Source organism: Devosia pacifica, from assembly GCF_014652635.1.
Classification (GTDB): domain Bacteria; phylum Pseudomonadota; class Alphaproteobacteria; order Rhizobiales; family Devosiaceae; genus Devosia; species Devosia pacifica.
Genome location: NZ_BMZE01000002.1, coordinates 1,023,888 through 1,041,338, shown reverse-complemented (window position 1 = coordinate 1,041,338; position 17,451 = coordinate 1,023,888). Strand labels below are relative to the sequence as shown.

Annotated in this window: 17 protein-coding genes; 13 read left to right on the top strand and 4 right to left on the bottom strand. The window is 64.8% G+C overall.

The features are described from left to right. Positions 1-8: 8 nt before the first annotated feature. The 4 genes from IE127_RS12185 to IE127_RS12170 form a co-directional block, all read right to left on the bottom strand. On the bottom strand, positions 9-2,390 hold the full coding sequence (locus IE127_RS12185) for a heavy metal translocating P-type ATPase (protein WP_189425923.1): 2,382 nt from the start codon (positions 2,388-2,390) through the stop codon (positions 9-11). An 89-nt stretch (positions 2,391-2,479) separates the two neighbouring features. Beyond that, positions 2,480-3,787 carry an APC family permease gene (locus IE127_RS12180; RefSeq protein WP_210310482.1) on the bottom strand — a complete coding sequence of 436 codons (1,308 nt, stop codon included), beginning with the start codon at positions 3,785-3,787 and terminating at the stop codon, positions 2,480-2,482. A gap of 104 nt (positions 3,788-3,891) precedes the next feature. Beyond that, on the bottom strand, positions 3,892-4,653 hold the full coding sequence (locus IE127_RS12175; protein ID WP_189425922.1) for a glutaredoxin family protein: 762 nt from the start codon (positions 4,651-4,653) through the stop codon (positions 3,892-3,894). Positions 4,654-4,662: 9 nt separating this feature from the next. Next, positions 4,663-5,517, bottom strand: a complete 855-nt coding sequence (locus tag IE127_RS12170) for a DUF305 domain-containing protein (protein ID WP_189425921.1) — start codon at positions 5,515-5,517, stop codon at positions 4,663-4,665. A 132-nt stretch (positions 5,518-5,649) separates the two neighbouring features. On the opposite strand from IE127_RS12170, the gene cueR reads away from it, so the two are divergent. The 13 genes from cueR (at position 5,650) to IE127_RS12105 (ending at position 17,450) form a co-directional block, all read left to right on the top strand. Next, positions 5,650-6,048: a Cu(I)-responsive transcriptional regulator gene (cueR, locus tag IE127_RS12165; protein WP_189425920.1), complete on the top strand. Its 399-nt coding sequence runs from the start codon at positions 5,650-5,652 to the stop codon at positions 6,046-6,048. After that, positions 6,045-6,458: a c-type cytochrome gene (locus IE127_RS12160; RefSeq protein ID WP_189425919.1), complete on the top strand. Its 414-nt coding sequence runs from the start codon at positions 6,045-6,047 to the stop codon at positions 6,456-6,458. Before cueR ends, IE127_RS12160 begins: the two co-directional genes overlap by 4 nt. Positions 6,459-6,495: 37 nt before the next feature. Then, positions 6,496-7,866: a multicopper oxidase family protein gene (locus IE127_RS12155; RefSeq protein ID WP_210310481.1), complete on the top strand. Its 1,371-nt coding sequence runs from the start codon at positions 6,496-6,498 to the stop codon at positions 7,864-7,866. 228 nt (positions 7,867-8,094) lie between these two features. After that, complete coding sequence (gene trbB / locus IE127_RS12150; RefSeq protein WP_189425917.1) at positions 8,095-9,120, top strand: P-type conjugative transfer ATPase TrbB; 1,026 nt, start codon at positions 8,095-8,097, stop codon at positions 9,118-9,120. Continuing rightward, positions 9,101-9,433: a TrbC/VirB2 family type IV secretion system protein gene (locus tag IE127_RS12145; RefSeq protein WP_189425916.1), complete on the top strand. Its 333-nt coding sequence runs from the start codon at positions 9,101-9,103 to the stop codon at positions 9,431-9,433. Before trbB ends, IE127_RS12145 begins: the two co-directional genes overlap by 20 nt. Then, a complete protein-coding gene (locus IE127_RS12140; RefSeq protein WP_189425915.1) occupies positions 9,433-9,714 on the top strand; it encodes a VirB3 family type IV secretion system protein in 282 nt (93 codons plus the stop codon). The genes IE127_RS12145 and IE127_RS12140 overlap by 1 nt, the downstream gene beginning before the upstream one ends. A 16-nt stretch (positions 9,715-9,730) precedes the next feature. Then, positions 9,731-12,196, top strand: coding sequence for a conjugal transfer protein TrbE (gene trbE, locus IE127_RS12135; RefSeq protein WP_189425914.1), 2,466 nt, complete (start codon positions 9,731-9,733; stop codon positions 12,194-12,196). Further along, positions 12,183-12,956, top strand: coding sequence for a P-type conjugative transfer protein TrbJ (gene trbJ / locus IE127_RS12130; protein WP_189425913.1), 774 nt, complete (start codon positions 12,183-12,185; stop codon positions 12,954-12,956). The genes trbE and trbJ overlap by 14 nt, the downstream gene beginning before the upstream one ends. Before the next feature lie 30 nt (positions 12,957-12,986). After that, positions 12,987-13,268, top strand: a complete 282-nt coding sequence (gene trbK-alt, locus IE127_RS12125) for a putative entry exclusion protein TrbK-alt (protein WP_189425912.1) — start codon at positions 12,987-12,989, stop codon at positions 13,266-13,268. A 6-nt stretch (positions 13,269-13,274) separates the two neighbouring features. Continuing rightward, on the top strand, positions 13,275-14,624 hold the full coding sequence (gene trbL, locus IE127_RS12120) for a P-type conjugative transfer protein TrbL (protein WP_189425911.1): 1,350 nt from the start codon (positions 13,275-13,277) through the stop codon (positions 14,622-14,624). After that, complete coding sequence (trbF, locus tag IE127_RS12115; RefSeq protein WP_189425910.1) at positions 14,621-15,310, top strand: conjugal transfer protein TrbF; 690 nt, start codon at positions 14,621-14,623, stop codon at positions 15,308-15,310. The genes trbL and trbF overlap by 4 nt, the downstream gene beginning before the upstream one ends. Then, the gene (gene trbG / locus IE127_RS12110; protein WP_189425909.1) at positions 15,307-16,284 is read left to right on the top strand and encodes a P-type conjugative transfer protein TrbG; all 978 of its coding nucleotides are present in this window, start codon (positions 15,307-15,309) and stop codon (positions 16,282-16,284) included. The genes trbF and trbG overlap by 4 nt, the downstream gene beginning before the upstream one ends. Next, a complete protein-coding gene (locus tag IE127_RS12105; RefSeq protein ID WP_189425908.1) occupies positions 16,281-17,450 on the top strand; it encodes a TraB/TrbI/VirB10 family type IV secretion system protein in 1,170 nt (389 codons plus the stop codon). The genes trbG and IE127_RS12105 overlap by 4 nt, the downstream gene beginning before the upstream one ends. The last annotated feature ends 1 nt before the right edge of the window (position 17,451 follow it).

The following is a 17,451-nucleotide window of genomic DNA, read 5'->3' as shown; positions in this document are numbered from 1 at the left end:
TTCCGAATTCAGAGGTCCAGCCGCCGCAGTCTGAGCGCGTTGGCGATCACCGAGACCGATGACAGCGACATGGCGGCGGCCGCGATCATCGGCGAGAGCAACAGGCCGAAGACGGGGTAGAGCACACCGGCTGCGATCGGCACGCCGGCCGTGTTGTAGACGAAGGCAAAGAACAGGTTCTGCTTGATGTTGCGCAGGGTCGCCTTGGCGAGCTTTCGCGCCCGTACGATCCCTGTGAGATCGCCGCCCAGCAATGTTAGCCCTGCACTTTCCACGGCAACATCGGCGCCCGTGCCCATGGCAATGCCGACATCGGCAGCGGCGAGCGCGGGCGCGTCGTTGACGCCGTCGCCCGCCATGGCCACCGAACGGCCCGCCGCGCGCAACTCGTCGACAAAGGCTTTCTTGCCTTCCGGCAGAACGCCGGCGCGCACGTCGTCGATGCCGAGCTTTGCCGCCACCGCCTCGGCGGTGCGCTGATTGTCGCCGGTCGCCATGATGACGCGCAATCCCTGCGCATGCAGGTCACGGATCGCGGCCGCGGTCGTTTCCTTGATGGGGTCCGCCACGGCGACGATACCGGCAAGGGTGCCGTCTACGGCGACGAACATCGCGGTCTTGCCCTCGGTCCTGAGAGCGTCGGCCTTTTCCTCACCGCTAGCGGCGTCACCGCCGATTGCCTGCATTAGCGCGGTGTTGCCGAGCGCGATGGAGCGGCCGCCCACTGTTCCCGTCACGCCCTTGCCGGTGACGGCTTCAAAGTCCGTGGCCTTGTCGAGTGGCACGCCCCGCTCCCGCGCGCCCTCGAGAATGGCTTCGGCCAATGGATGTTCGGAACCGCGCTCCAAGGCTGCTGCCAATGCGAGAACGTCGTCCTCCGGAATATCCCCAAGGGCGATCACATCGGTCAGCTTCGGCCGTCCCTCGGTCAGCGTTCCGGTCTTGTCGACGATCAGCGTGTCGACGCGCGCCATGCGCTCCAGCGCCTCGGCGTCCTTGATGAGAACGCCTGCCTGCGCGCCGCGTCCCGCCGCCGTGGTGATCGAGATCGGCGTTGCAAGCCCGAGCGCGCAGGGACAGGCGATGATCAGGACCGACACTGCCGCCGCGATTGCGAAGACGAAGGCGGGACTCGGTCCGGCAAAAAGCCAGACGACAAAGGCGAGGATGGCGATGCCGACGACCGTCGGCACGAAGACTTCCGAGACCCGATCGGCCAGGCCTTGAATGGGCGCGCGCGAACGGCGCGCCCCGGCCACCATGTCGACGATCTGCGCAAGCACCGTGTCTGAGCCGACCGCCGTCGCGCGAATCGCCAGCGTGCCGTTCTTGTTGATCGTTCCGCCGGTCACCCGGTCGCCCTCGGTTTTCTCGATGGGGACGGCCTCGCCGGTGATCATACTCTCGTCGATCGAAGACCGGCCCTCGGCCACTTCACCGTCGACCGGCACGCTGTCGCCGGGGCGTACGCGTAGCAGGTCGCCTTCGACAATGTTCTCCAGCGGCGCGTCATATTCGGAGCCGTCGGACAGGATGCGTCGCGCGGTCTTGGGCGCAAGGTCCATCAGCGCCCGGATAGCGTCGCCGGTGCGCTCGCGGGCACGCAACTCCAGCACCTGACCGACGAAGATCAGCGCGATGATGACGACCGCGGCCTCGTAGTAGGTGCCGACCATGCCCCCCATCCGGTACTGCTCGGGAAAGACGCCGGGCAGGAAGGTCGCGACGAGGGAGTAGAGATAGGCCGCGCCGACACCGAGCGATATGAGCGTCCACATGTTGGGCGATCGGTTCTTTACGGAGTCCCAGCCGCGCTGGAAAAACGGCAGCGCCGCCCACAGCACGATCGGCGTGGCGAGGAGAAACTCTAAGTAGATCGCGATCTGATGGCCGATCCAGTCGCGGACGGGAAGACCGACCAGTTCACCCATCGTCAGGATCACCAGGGGCACCGCAGCGGCGGCGCTGATCCACATCCGCCGCGTGAAATCGGTCAGTTCCTCGCTTGGCTCGTCGGACGGCACCATCGGCTCGAGCGCCATGCCGCATTTCGGGCAGGCGCCGGGTTCGTCACGCACGATCTCCGGATGCATGGGACAGGTCCACTGCGTGCCCTGCGGCGCACGCTTGCCGACCTTCGCCGCGTTGCCCGAGGCGTAAAAATACGGATCGGCATCGAACTTCGTCCGGCAGCCATCGGAGCAAAAGTAGAAGGTGTCACCCCCGAAGTCGCGCATGCGCGCCTCAGGCTTGATCGTCACCGTCATCCCGCAAACGGGATCGGTTGCCGTTTCGCCGGCTTTCGGAGCCGGGTGATCATGGCCGGCATGATCGTGGCCATCGTGATTGTGCGACGTTTGGTCGTGATGCTGGTGAGAATGCTGCGCCATTTCGAATGCTTCCTGACTGACTTGGCGCACAAGGTACTGCTTCCAGTAACCGGAAGGTCAAGAGCCTGATTGTCCTTTTATCTTCCAGCTCAGCCCGAATGATGCATGTGACCGGTCGACGGCGGACGAAGCCGCAGGAATACCGCCTCGAAGGCAAAGACGACGGCAATCCCGCCGACGGCAATGACGACGATCGCCGGGTCCGCCTGCCACTTCATCAGTCCGAAGGCTGCGAGCACCACCGCGTCGAGCGTGATCGCCGTCAGCAGGATCCATGACCGGGCGCCGATGTCATGCCTGAGGTTCCGGTACACACCCCAGTGGATGACCATGTCCATCACCAGATAGAAGAACGCGCCGAGCGAGGCGATCCGGCCGAGATCGAAGAAGATGGTCAGAAGGCTGGCGATCACCACAGTGTAGACGAGCGTATGATCACGGATCGCCCCTGGCATACCGAAATGGCTGTGCGGCACGAGCTTCATGTCGGTCAGCATGGCCAGCATGCGCGAGACCGCGAAAACGCTGGCGATCAGGCCGGACGCCGTAGCAATCAGGGCCAGAGCCACCGTCAGATAGAAACCAACCTGCCCGAAGGCCGGTGCCGCCGCCTCGGCCAGCGCATAATCCTTGGCGGCGATGATACGATCGAGCGGCAGGCTAGAGCCGACCGCGAAAGCCACAAGGAGATAGACGACGACGCAGATCGCGATCGAGACCACGATGGCGCGGCCGACATTGCGGTGCGGCTCGGTGATCTCGGCGCCGCTGTTGGTGATCGTCGTAAACCCCTTGAAGGCGAGGATAGCGAGCGCAGCTGAAGCCAGAAACCCTCCCGCCCCGGTCTCGCCGCCCGTCGCCTCGAAGGAAAAACCACCGGCCCAAAGCGCCGCAACGCCGAACAATGCGATCCCGAAAACCTTCAGGAACGCCATCACAATAGACAGCAACCCGACCGACCGGTTTCCCGACACGTTCACAAGCCAGGCGAAGACGATGACGGCGACGCCGATGGTCGGCACCAGCCAGCCTGTGGGCTCAACCCCCAATCCCCGCAGCGCATAGGCGGCGAAGGTTCGCGCGACGAGGCTCTCGTTGATGACCATCGACAGCGCCATCAAAAGCGCCGCGCCTGCCGCGACGGTCGTCGGCCCGTAGGCCTTGACCAGGATCATGCCGATGCCACCGGCCGAGGGATAGGCGTTCGACATTTTGACATAGGTGTAGGCGCTGAAGGCCGTGACGATGGCGCCGGCAATAAAGGAGAGCGGAAACAGAGGTCCGGCCAATTCCGCCATCTGCCCGGTCAGAGCGAGGATCCCCGCCCCGATCATGACCCCGGTGCCCATGGCGATGGCGCCAGGCAAAGTAATGCTGTCTTTTTTGTAGTCCGTCATGATCGTCCGCTCGAAATCGCTTTTCCCAGTGTCGGCGAGTGACGCCGAGTCGCTGATCTATTTAAAGGTTCCAGCAACTGGAGGGTCAAGGGTCGGCGGATGGATCAGATCAGGAATGCCTTGAGCGGCATCCAGATGCCCATGGCCATCATCATGAGGCTTTCGGTCAGGGAGACGAAGCCGAGCGGCACCGAAGAGCTGCCCCCAACACAGGCGCATTTAAGCTCGCGCTTGTCGATGTAGACCGCCTTGAAGATGCTGACAGCGCCGACCGTGCCGATGAACAGCGCCACCGGCGCCGATATCCAGGCGAGGATGCCGGCCGTCATCAGGATACCGGCCAGCGCCTCGCCAAACGGATAGATCGTGCCATAGGGCACCCACCGGCGCGCCAGCAGGTCGTAGTTCAGGAACATGGTCGAGAAGCTCTCGACATTCTGCAATTTCTGGATCGCCAGAATGGTCATCGACAGCGAGATGAACCACTCAAGCGCCCGCAGCGTCAGCACCGTGCCGTATTGGTTCCAGGACAACCCCAGCGCCAGCAGGGCGGCTACCGCGAAAATGGCGATAACCGGCCTGTAGGAGGTGTCGCTTTGCGCCTCCGGCGGCGGATCGATCTCGAAATAGACCCGCAGATCGTCGTAACCACCGACCCGTTCGCCACCGATGAAGGTCTGCGGCGTCGTCTCCACACCTTGGTCCTCCATGAAGGCGTCGGTCTCTTCGCGCGTGGTCAAGTGATGGTCATCAACCTCAAAGCCCCGACGCTTGAGAAGATCCTTCGACTTCAGGCCATAGGGGCAGAGGTGATCGCGCATCACCATGCGATAGAGTTGCGCGGTCCGGGTTCCGTCCTTCGCCATCACCGCCTCCTAGGAGCCCGCGCAGGTGTACTGGCCGCGGAAGCCGGCCTCGTACTCCGCGCCGGCCGTCACTACCAGATCGTAAAGATCGCCACTGTCGGTCTCATGCAGTTCAGCCGAGAGCGGCTCGGCGGTGAACGTGCCCCCTTCAGGGCCGGTTTCGCTTGCGTCAAGGCGAACGAGGTCGCCGCTGATCTTGACCAAAGCAGCCGTTCCTTGCGCGCTCTCGCCCGCGACCAGCACGGGCGGGCTGCCCTCGGTATAGGTGAAGCGGCAGGCTGCGCCATCCGGGAAAACCCGAGCGATCTCATCCTCGGTCAGGAACTCCGGATCGACCTTGGAAAGTTCTTCACTGGCGAGCGCTTCCTCAGCGCCGACAAGCTCCGCCGGAGTCGTCGCCGCGCGCTGCGTGGCCTTCCCGTTGGCGTCGATGTCGGCGATCAGATAGCGCATCTCGGCGATCTCCTTGTCCTGGGCGTAGATGATGTCGTCGGCCAGGGTGCGCACCCGCGGATCGGTTATGTTGGCGCGGCTCGACGTCATGATCGCGATCGAATGGTGCGGGATCATTGCGCTCATGTAGCTGCGGTCCTCGACGGTAACCTGGCTGCGCACCAGCCATAGTGCAGCAGCGAAGACGACAACCGAACCGGCGAAAATGGCGATGTTCGCGGTACGGTTCGCGTACATGGACAGCATGAAGGCGAGCATGATGACCGCCATGGACGCGCCCATCACAAGGGCCATGTAGGCCCGGGTCTCCGACCAGAAGACGTGGCTGAGAAGATAGGTGTTCAGATACATCAATCCGAACATCACCACGGTCGATGTGGCGATCATCGCGAAGAAGCGGCCGTAATGCATGCTTTGCCTCCATGTTTTGTTCTTTTCCCAAATTAACGACCTTCCAGCGCAGGAAGGTTCCAAAGTCGCAAAGGGGCTTGACCTTCCAGTAGCTGGAATCCCTATATTACCGTGCATCAGGAGGATGCGCCCATGAACATTGGAGACGTCGCCGAAGCGAGCGGCCTGCCCGCCAAGACGATCCGCTACTATGAGGACATAGGTCTCGTTCGGCCGAAGCGCGGCCAGAACGGCTACCGCGCCTTCAGCGAGGCCGACGTGTACAAGCTGGCGTTCCTGTCGCGCGCGCGATCGTTGGGCTTCTCGATCGAAGACTGTCGCTCCCTAATGTCGCTCTACGAGGATCGTGACCGGGCAAGCGCCGACGTCAGAAACATCGCCAGCGATCACCTGGACCGGATCACGTCCAAGATCGCCGAGCTTCAATCGCTCCGCCGCACACTCGAAACGCTGATCCATCGCTGCCACGGCGACGATCGTCCCGATTGCCCCATACTCGACGATCTTTCGGGAAGCGAGGCGACGCAGTGAACAAGAAAATCGTGGCAGTGGGAGCCATCGCCGTGATCGTGGCTGGTGTTGGAGCCTGGTTCCTGCCCGCGCAGGACGAGCCGGCCCGATCGTCGCAAGCCAGTACGACCGTGCGCTTGCCCGATCTGGAAGGCGCTGCCGCCGATGGCGCGGACCTGTTTGCAGCCAACTGCGCCGTCTGCCATGGCGAGAACGCCACGGGCACGGATCAAGGCCCACCATTCGTCCATCGCATCTATGAACCGAACCACCATGCCGACATCGCCTTCCAACTGGCGGTACAGAATGGCGTGCGCGCCCATCATTGGCGGTTCGGAAATATGCCGCCCGTCGATGGGGTGAACCGAGCCGAGGTCGAAAAGATCGTTGCCTATGTCCGCGCGCTGCAGCGGGCAAACGGCATCGAGTAGTGGAGACAGTGACGACATGCATCTAACAAGACGAACCATGATCTCCGGCCTGGTCGCCACTGCGGCGGCATCGGCTCTTCCGCGCCCGTTGCATGCGCAGACGGAGGCGGCCGAAACACTCACGGCGCGTGCGGCGACTGCGCGCATCGCGCCAGCCGACTATCCGGACACGGCGGTTTGGTCCTATAACGGCGCCGTTCCCGGTGCTCCGATCCGGCTTCGTCAGGGCGAGCGTCTGCGCCGGCTGTTCCGCAACGATCTCGACCAGCCTGGAACCGTTCATTGGCACGGGATTCGAATCGACAATGCCATGGACGGCGTCCCCGGTCTCACCCAGTCCGTCGTCGCGCCGGGCGACAGCTACCTCTACGACTTCGAGCTGCCGGATGCCGGCACCTACTGGTTCCATCCGCATAACCGGGCCTGGGAGCAGATGGCGCGCGGCCTGTCTGGCGCCCTGATTGTGGAAGAGACCAACGGTGCGCCGGAGGTCGCTCTCGATGAGGTCTTGCTGATCGACGACTGGCGCCTCTCCGAAGACGGGCAGATCGCCGGCGGCTTCAACGACATGCATGACTGGGCCCATGCGGGCCGCATCGGCAACTGGGTGACCGTCAATGGCACGGGCGGCTGGCGCCGCATGGTCGCACGCAATGCGCGGGTACGCCTTCGCCTCATCAATGCGGCCAATGCCAGAATTTTCAATGTCGCCGCTCAGGGTCTAGAAGGCTGGATCGTCGCGCTCGACGGCATGCCGCTGGACGCGCCCCGGCGCTTCGACCAACTCACTCTCGCCCCGGCGCAGCGCGCTGATCTCGTTGTCGACGTGACCGCAACCGTTGACGAGAAGGCCTATCTCGTAGGGCTTGAGGGCAATTCCGGCTATGCACTGGCGACCTTCGATGTCGACGGCGAAGCGCATGCCGAACGATTGCCTGCACCCAACGCCCTGCCAGCCAATCCGGTGTCTGCTCTCGGTGCGGTCAATGAGGCGCGCCGCATCGAATTGCGAATGGAAGGAGGCGCCATGGGATCAATGCGAGGCGCGACGATGTCCGGCCGTATGATGGGCATGTCCGAACTGGTGAATGCCGGCAAGGTCTGGGCATTCAACGGCATGGCGGACATGCCCGATAATCCTCTTTTCGAAGCGCGCGCAGGAGAGACAGTCAAGGTCGCCATCGTCAATGATACGGCTTGGCCGCATGCCATGCATTTGCACGGACACCATTTCAGACAGGTCTTGCGCGACGGCACGACAGGTCCGCTGAGGGATACGCTGCTGATGGACCGTGACGAGAGTGTCGAGATTGCCTTCGTCGCCGATAATCCCGGTGATTGGCTGCTTCACTGCCACATGCTGGAACATTCCGCCGGCGGAATGATGACATGGCTTCGTGTGACATGAGGTAAATCCAGCCGCACTCTGCAACGGCAGTCAATCGAAGAACCGAGCAACTCGCAAATCTTCCGCAATTTCCGGAAGCAGCCGGGCAGGAACGGATCGCCGTTCTCCTGTTTTCACACGCTACACTACGAGGCCGCTAATTCCTTGTTGAATCAGCCATAACTCAGGCTCTTTTAATCATCCCCGCATGGGGATCGTCCGTTTGTCCCCGCTGGAATCGGGGATCGGATGGCAGCCTCACATCACAATTCGGAAGGGATCGCACGCGGCGCACGGATGCTGCGCACCGCGCTCGGTCCGGCCATCGCGACGTTCCTGGAAGATGCCGGCGTCGTCGAGGTGATGCTGAACCCTGACGGGCGGTTGTGGATCGACCGTCTCTCCGAGGGTCTATCCGATACGGGCGAGCGCTTGGCACCGGAAGACGGCGAACGCATCATCCGTCTCGTCGCCCACCACGTCGGCGCCGAGGTTCATACCGGAAGCCCGCGCGTCTCGGCGGAGCTGCCAGGAACGGGGGAGCGGTTCGAGGGGCTTCTGCCGCCGGTCGTTGCTGCGCCGGCTTTCGCGATCCGCAAGCCGGCCGTGGCTGTTTTCTCCCTCGACGACTATGTCGCCGTCGGCATCATGACGGCCGAGCAGGCCTCGGCCCTGCGGGCTGGCGTCGCCGCGCGGGCAAACATCCTCGTCGCCGGCGGCACCTCGACCGGCAAGACCACGCTCACCAATGCGCTGCTGGCCGAGGTGGCAAAGACCGCCGACCGCGTTGTCATCATCGAGGATACGCGCGAACTGCAATGCGCCGCACCCAACCTTGTCGCCATGCGGACGAAGGACGGCGTCGCTTCACTCTCCGACCTCGTCCGATCGTCCCTGCGCCTGCGGCCCGACCGCATCCCCATCGGCGAGGTTCGCGGCAGCGAGGCCCTCGATCTCCTCAAGGCCTGGGGCACCGGCCATCCGGGCGGCGTCGGCACGATCCACGCGGGATCGGGACTCGGCGCGCTGCGCCGGCTCGAGCAACTCATCCAGGAAGCCGTCGTCACCGTCCCCCGCGCATTGATCGCGGAGACCATCGATCTCGTGGCCGTGCTGTCGGGACGCGGCTCCGCGCGCCGGCTCGCAGAGCTCGCCCGCGTCGAGGGCCTCTCGCCCGACGGCGATTATCGCGTCGTTCGAGCGATCGAGACTCCGGACGCACCTCTTCCCACAGCAACCCCAAAGGAAAGCTCCCATGAACCAGATCCTGCATAACGTCCGCCAGAGACTGACGACCGCCGCGTCGGCCGTGGTCATCGCCGTTATGATGACGCCTGCCGCGCACGCCTCCGGCTCCTCCATGCCCTGGGAGGCGCCGCTCCAGTCGATCCTCGAATCCATCGAGGGGCCGGTCGCCAAGATCATCGCCGTCATCATCATTATCATCACCGGCCTGACGCTCGCTTTCGGTGACACCTCCGGCGGGTTCCGGCGCCTGATCCAGATCGTGTTCGGCCTGTCTATCGCCTTCGCGGCGAGTTCCTTCTTCCTGTCCTTCTTCTCCTTCGGCGGTGGGGCGCTCGTCTGATGGCGGGCGCCTCCGACCAAGGCGGGGAACTGCTCGGCTTTTCGGTGCCCGTTCACAGGGCGCTGACCGAGCCGATCCTGCTGGGTGGCGCGCCGCGCGCCATCGCTATCATGAACGGCACGCTGGCCGGTGCGGTGGGTCTTGGCCTGAGGCTCTGGCTGGTCGGCATTGCAATCTGGGCGATCGGACACATTGCGGCGGTCTGGGCCGCCAAGCGCGATCCGCTCTTCGTCGAGGTCGGCCGCCGCCATCTGCGCATTCCCGCGCATCTGACGGTCTGAAGGGGAAGGCGCAGCGATGATGAACCTAGCCGAGTACCGTAACCGCAACACCCGGCTTGCCGATTATCTGCCCTGGGTGGCGCTGGCTGGCAGCGGTATTGTCCTCAACAAAGACGGGAGTTTCCAGCGCACCGCACGGTTCCGCGGCCCGGATCTCGATTCGGCGGTGCCGGCGGAACTGATCGCCGTGGCGGGGCGGCTCAACAACGCGTTCCGCCGTCTCGGCTCCGGCTGGGCGATCTTCGTCGAAGCGCAGCGCCACACCTCGAATCGCTATCCCGACAGTCGCTTCCCGGATGCCGCCTCCGCACTGGTCGATGCCGAGCGCAAGGCGAGCTTCGAGGAAGCAGGGACCCATTTCGAGTCGAGCTACTTCCTCACCTTCACCTATCTGCCGCCAGCCGAGGATGCCGCGCGTGCCGAGAGCTGGCTCTATGAAGGCCGCGAGACCAAAGGCATCGATCCGCACGAGGTCCTGACCGGCTTCGCCGACCGCACCGACCGCGTGCTCCGCCTGGTCGACGCCTTCATGCCCGAATGCCGCTGGCTCGATGACGCCGAGACCCTAACCTATTTGCACGGCTGCGTCTCGACCAAACGCCATCGTGTCCGCGTCCCCGAGACGCCCATATACCTGGACGCGCTGCTCGCGGACCAGCCGCTCGCCGGCGGGCTGGAGCCTCGGCTCGGCGACGAGCATCTGCGTGTGCTGACAATCACCGGATTTCCGACGGCGACCACGCCCGGCCTGCTCGATGAGCTCAACCGGCTCGCCTTTCCCTATCGCTGGTCGACCCGCGCGATCCTGATGGACAAGACCGATGCGACGAAGCTGCTGACCCGCATCCGGCGCCAGTGGTTCGCCAAGCGCAAGTCGATTGCCGCGATCCTCAAGGAGGTGATGACCAACGAGGCGTCAGTGCTGGTCGACACCGACGCGTCGAACAAGGCCGCCGATGCCGATCTCGCCCTGCAGGAGCTCGGCGCGGACTATGCGGGGGTCGCCTATGTCACCGCGACGGTGACCGTGTGGGACGCTGACCCGCGCGTTGCCGACGAGAAGCTGCGTCTGGTCGAGAAGGTTATCCAGGGCCGCGACTTCACCGCCATGCCCGAGACGATCAACGCCGTCGATGCGTGGCTCGGATCGCTGCCCGGACATGTCTACGCCAATGTCCGCCAGCCGCCAATCTCCACGCTCAATCTCGCCCACATGATCCCCCTCAGTGCCGTGTGGGCGGGGCCGGAACGGGACGAGCACCTTGCAGCGCCCCCGCTGCTGTTCGGCAAGACCGAGGGCTCGACCCCGTTCCGGTTTTCCCTTCATGTTGGCGATGTCGGGCATACGCTCGTCGTCGGCCCGACAGGCGCGGGCAAGTCCGTGCTGCTGGCGCTCATGGCGCTTCAGTTCCGCCGCTACACCGGTTCGCAAGTCTTCGCCTTCGACTTCGGAGGTTCGATCCGCGCCGCCGCGCTCGCCATGGGCGGCGACTGGCACGATCTTGGCGGCGGCCTGACCGAAGGCGACGACCAGAGCGTCTCGCTTCAGCCGCTCTCACGTCTCGAAGAGACAGCCGAACGGGCCTGGGCGGCAGACTGGGTCGTGGCGATGCTGATGCGCGAAGGCGTCGAGATCACGCCGGAGGTGAAGGAACACCTCTGGACGGCGCTGACTTCGCTCGCCTCGGCGCCCGCCGGCGAACGCACGATCACCGGCCTGGCCGTGCTGCTCCAGTCCAATGATCTCAAACAGGCGCTCAGGCCTTATTGCGTTGGCGGCGCCTATGGACGGCTGCTCGATGCCGAGTCCGAGCATCTCGGTGAAGCGACCGTGCAGGCCTTCGAGACCGAGGGTCTGATCGGCACAGGGGCGGCCCCCGCGGTCCTGGCCTATCTCTTCCACCGCATCGAGGACCGGCTCGATGGTTCGCCTACCCTCATCATCATCGACGAGGGCTGGCTGGCGCTCGACGACGAGGGTTTCGCCGGCCAGCTCCGCGAGTGGCTGAAGACGCTCCGGAAGAAGAACGCTTCAGTCGTCTTTGCCACGCAAAGCCTCAGCGATATCGACGGTTCGGCCATCGCGCCGGCCATCATCGAGAGCTGCCAGACACGGTTACTCCTCCCGAACGAACGCGCGATCGAGCCGCAGATCACCGCGATCTATCGACGCTTCGGCCTCAATGACCGCCAGATCGAGATCCTCGCGCGGGCCACGCCCAAGCGCGACTATTACTGCCAATCGCGGCGCGGCAACCGGCACTTCGAACTGGGCCTCAGCGAAGTGGCGCTCGCGCTCTGCGCCACCTCCGCCAAGACCGATCAGACCGCAATAGCGCGCATCCTTGCCGAACATGGCCGCACGGATTTCCTCGCCGCCTGGCTGCGCGAGCGCGGCGTCGACTGGGCGGCCGATCTCATTCCCGATCTCAGCAATCTCACCCCCCAGCCCAAGAAGGAGACTGATCATGAAGACACGTAACTCCCGTTCGCGCGCGGCCCGCTTTGCAGCCGCGCTCATCGGCGCGCCAATCGCGACCCTGCCGATGGTGTTGGCGCCACCGGCCTCGGCGGCATGGATCGTCTACGATCCGACAAACTATGCACAGAACGTGCTGCAGGCAGCCCGCGCCCTCGAGCAGATCAACAACCAGATCACACAGCTTCAGAACGAAGCGCAGATGCTCATCAACCAGGCGCGCAACCTGACGAGCCTGCCTTACTCGTCGCTCCAGCAGCTTCAACAGGCCGTCGGCCGCACGCAATCCCTTCTACAGCAGGCACAGAATATCGCCTTCGACATCCAGCAGATCGACCAGGCTTTCCAGCAGAAATACGCCAATATCGATATGAGCGCTTCCGAGCAGCAGCTCGTCGCCGATGCCCGCTCGCGCTGGGAAAACACCGTCGGCGGATTGCAGGACGCCATGCGCGTCCAGGCCGGCGTGGTGGGCAATATCGAGACGAACCGCGCCCAGATGGAAGCGCTGGTCGACCAGAGCCAGGGGGCGACCGGCGCACTGCAGGCGACGCAGGCCGGCAATCAGCTCCTCGCATTGCAAGCACAGCAGTTCGCCGATCTCACGGCAGTCATCGCCGCCAACGGCCGCGCCGAGGCGCTGACCGACGCCGAACGCGCCGCCGCGGCCGAACAGGGGCGCGTCCAACGCGAGCGCTTCCTGACCCCCGGCAGCGGCTACCAGCCCGGCAACGCGCAGATGTTCAACACCAGCAACAACTGACCTGGGCCGATGGCCGGAAAGGAGGAAGCGATGGAGGGGAAGACGCTGGCGCGGATCGGAGCAATCGTCTTCGTCGCCTTCGCCATGACGGCGACGGTGATCGAGTTGACGCGCGATGAGGAGCCTGCACGACCGGCGCCCATGCCAGCCTTTGCGCCCTCCGTCGATCCGCTGCGCGCGGAACAGCGCCGCTGCCAGCAACTTGGCGAAGCCGCCGTTCGTGACACCGAGTGTCTCGCGGTCTGGGCCGAGACTCGCGACCGCTTCCTCGGCCGCGCACCGTCAGGCGGCGCATCCAGAGACGAGGAATAACGACCCATGGGCGGCACCGGCGTCATCGACAATTTCCTGGGGGTCTTCACCAGCTATATCGACAGCGGCTTCGGTCTGCTCGGCGGCGAGGTCGCCTTCATCGCCACCACGTTGATCGTCATCGACGTGACGCTCGCTGCCCTCTTCTGGTCCTGGGGAGCCGACGACGACATCATCGCACGGCTCGTCAAGAAGACCCTCTTCGTCGGCGTCTTCGCCTATATCATCGGCAACTGGAACAATCTCGCCCGTATCGTCTTCGAGAGCTTCGCTGGCCTCGGCCTGATGGCCTCGGGCACCGGCTTCACCGCGGCCGATCTGATGCGGCCGGGTCGTGTCGCCCAGACCGGGCTCGATGCGGCGCGACCCTTGCTTGAGTCCATTTCCGACCTGATGGGCTGGGTCGCCTTCTTCGAGAACTTCATCCAGATCGCCTGCCTGCTCTTTGCCTGGGCGCTGGTCCTGCTCGCCTTCTTCATCCTGTCCATCCAGCTCTTCATCACCCTGATCGAGTTCAAGCTGACGACACTCGCCGGCTTCGTCCTCATCCCCTTCGGCCTCTTCGGCAAGACTGCGTTCATGGCTGAGCGTGTGCTCGGCAACGTGATCTCGTCGGGCATCAAAGTGCTGGTGCTCGCCGTCATCATCGGCATCGGCTCGACGCTGTTCTCGCAGTTCACTGCCGGCTTTGGCGGCGTCACGCCGACGATCGACGAGGCCATGGCCGTGGTGCTCGCGGCGCTGTCCCTGCTCGGCCTCGGCATCTTCGGACCGGGAATAGCCAACGGCATCGTCTCCGGCGGGCCGCAGCTTGGCGCCGGCGCCGCCGTCGGCACCGGTCTTGCCGTAGGCGGAGCCGCCCTGGCGGGTGCCGGCGCTGCCGGTCTCGCCGCCAGAGGTGGCGGCATGGCGCTTTCGGGCACGGCCGCCGCTGCCCGCGGCGGTGTTGCAGCAGCCGGTGGTGCCTCAACCGCCTACAGCCTCGGTTCTGCCGGGCAATCCGGCGCGGCCGGCGTTGCCTCCGGTCTCAGTGCGGTGGCGAGCACCGGCGCGAAAGCCGCGACCTCCCCGTTGCGGCGCGCCGCATCCAGTGCTTCCGGCAGCATGAAACAGAGTTTCCAATCCGGCGCTCGATCGGCCTTCGAGACCACCGGCGGGACACTGGGCGGCGGGGACAGCACGGCCGATGCCGCCGCCCCATCCACACCAACGGACGGTCCGCCTGACTGGGCAAAGCGCATGAAGCGCTCGCAGCGCCTCTCTCACGGCGTCCAGGCCGCCGCGCATGCCGTGCGCTCCGGCGACAGCCATGGCGGCGCCAGTTCTGTCAATCTTTCTGAGGGAAATCGCTCATGAGCTTCTTCAAACGATCCACCACCCACTACGGCAAATCCCCCGAACCGGAGACGCCCTATCAGCGCGCGGCCCAAGTCTGGGACGAGCGCATCGGCTCGGCCCGAGTTCAGGCGCGCAACTGGCGTCTGATGGCGTTCGGCTGCCTGATCCTGTCCGGCGGCTTCGCGAGCGCCCTGGTCTGGCAGTCCACGACCGGCAACGTCGTGCCGTGGGTCGTCGAGGTCGACAATCTCGGCGAGGCGCATGCCGTCGGACCGGCGGAAGCCAGCTTCGAGCCGAGCGATCCGCAGATCGCCTTCCATCTCGCACACTTTATCGAGCAGGTGCGCGCGATCCCCGCTGACGCAATCATCGTGCGCCAGAACTGGCTGCGCGCTTACGAGTTCACCACCGATCGCGGCGCACTCGCCCTCAATGACTATGCCCGCGCCAACGATCCGTTCACACGGGTCGGACGTCAGCAGATCGCGGTGGAGGTTTCCAGCGTCATTCGCGCCTCGCCGAATTCCTTCCGCGTCGCCTGGACGGAGCGACACTATGAGAACGGCCAGTTGTCTACGACAGAGCGATGGACTGCAATCCTGACCATCGTCATCCAGCCGCCGCGCGACGCCGAGAGGCTGCGCGCCAACCCGCTCGGCATCTACGTCAATGCCATCAACTGGTCGCGGGAGATGGGGCAATGAGCACGATTGTCCACAAACCCGCGCTTCCGGTTCTCCGTAAAACCGCATTGCCGCTTGTGCTGATTTCCGCATCGGCGCTCGCCGGATGCGCCACCTATCGCCCGCCGGAGATCAGCTACGATGACAGCGTGCCGCCGCTGCCCACGGTCGAGCGACCCACGGTCGATGAACGGCCGAGGCCGCTCCATACGCCGCCGGCCTGGACGGTCGCGCGAGGTGGACAGGCATCTTCCACACCAACGGGACAAGTCGAGAATGCCAATGTGGCCGCCCGAGTCGAGCCTCGCCGGGAGGGCTATTACAACGCCATCCAGATTTATCCCTGGAGCGAGGGGGCGCTCTATCAGGTCTATGCCGCGCCCGGCCAGATCACCAACATCGCGCTTGAACCAGGCGAAGCGCTGACCGGCGCGGGACCGATCGCGGCCGGCGACACCGCCCGCTGGATCATCGGCGACACGGAGAGCGGCTCGGGAACATCCCGGCGCGTTCATATCCTCGTCAAGCCGACGCGGCCAGACATCGTGACCAATCTCGTCATCACCACCGACCGCAGGACCTACATGATCGAGCTGCGGTCGCGCGACGATCCCTACATGCCAGCGGTCGCATGGGCCTATCCACAGCCCCCGGCCACGCAGCGCGCCACGCCCAAAACACCGAGGATCCCGGCCGCATCGGCCCGCCACTACCGCTACGGATTGCAGGGTGACAGCCCGCCCTGGCGGCCGGTCTCGGTCTTCGATGACGGAAGACGTGTCTACATCGTCTTCCCAGCCGGGATCATGCAGGGCGAGATGCCGCCGCTCTTCGTCCTCGGGTCGGATGGCGAGCCGGAAATCGTCAACAGCCGCATCTACCGAAACATCCTGATCGTGGACCGCATCTTCGCGGCGGCCGAACTGCGGCTCGGCAGCGGCGATCGCCAGCAGACCGTCAGGATCGTGCGCACCGACGGGAGGCCCGGATCATGAGTGACATCGACAACACCAGCGAAGCGGAAGTGCCGCTCGACGCGCCGGCCGACGATACGACCGAACCGATGCGCCTCCGGGGAACCCCGCCGCGCGTCACGCGGCTCTCGCGCCGCGTTCTCGCCGGCCTCGGTCTGGTAGGAGCGCTCGGGGTCGGCGGCGCCCTGATCTACGCGCTTCAGACGCCCGACAATGGCGCTGGCAGCGACGAACTTTATTCGACCGAGAACCGCAATACCGCCGATGGATTGAACGAGTTGCCCAGCGACTACACCGGTCCGGTGCTCGGTCCGCCACTTCCCGGCGATCTCGGCCGACCGATCCTCGACGCCCAGGAGCGTGGACAGCCGGTTCCGCCGCCAGCGATCAACGCGCCAGCCGTCGATCCGGAGGAACAACGACGGCTTGCCGAAGAGGAAGCGGCGCGCACCAGCCGGGTGTTCTTCCAGACCGCACCTGGCGCGGCGCGGGAAACACCAGCGCCAAACATCGCAGGGCTCAATCTCGGCAACCAACCGGGCGCCACACAGAACAACGATCTCGCCTTCCTCAACGTCCCGGTGGACCAGCGTACCGTCGCACTCGACCGCGTCATTCCGCCGGCGTCACCCTTCATCCTGCAGGCCGGGTCCGTCATACCGGCCGCTCTGATTACCGGCATCCGCTCGGATCTTCCCGGTCAGATCACGGCGCAGGTGACCCAGCACATCTATGACAGTCCGACCGGCAGCATGGTGCTGATCCCGCAGGGCACGCGCATCATCGGCGAATACAGCAATGACGTCGGCTTCGGGGACCGCCGCGTGCTGCTCGTCTGGAACCGACTAATCTTTCCCAACGGTCGCTCGATAGTGCTCGAACGCCAGCCCGGTGCCGATCCGCAAGGCTATGCGGGACTCGAGGATGGGGTCGATTATCACTGGTGGGATCTGGCTAAGGCCGCCGGCCTTTCGACGCTACTGGCTGTCGGGGCTGAACTTACCATGGATGATGACGAACGCCTTATCCAGGCGATCCGCAACGGTGCCCAGGACACGATCAACGACGCAGGCCAGCAGATCGTCCAGCGCCAGTTGCAGGTCGCACCGACACTGACGATCCGACCGGGCTTCCCCGTGCGCGTCATCGTTACCCGCGATCTCGTCCTCGAACCCTATGGAGGCTGAG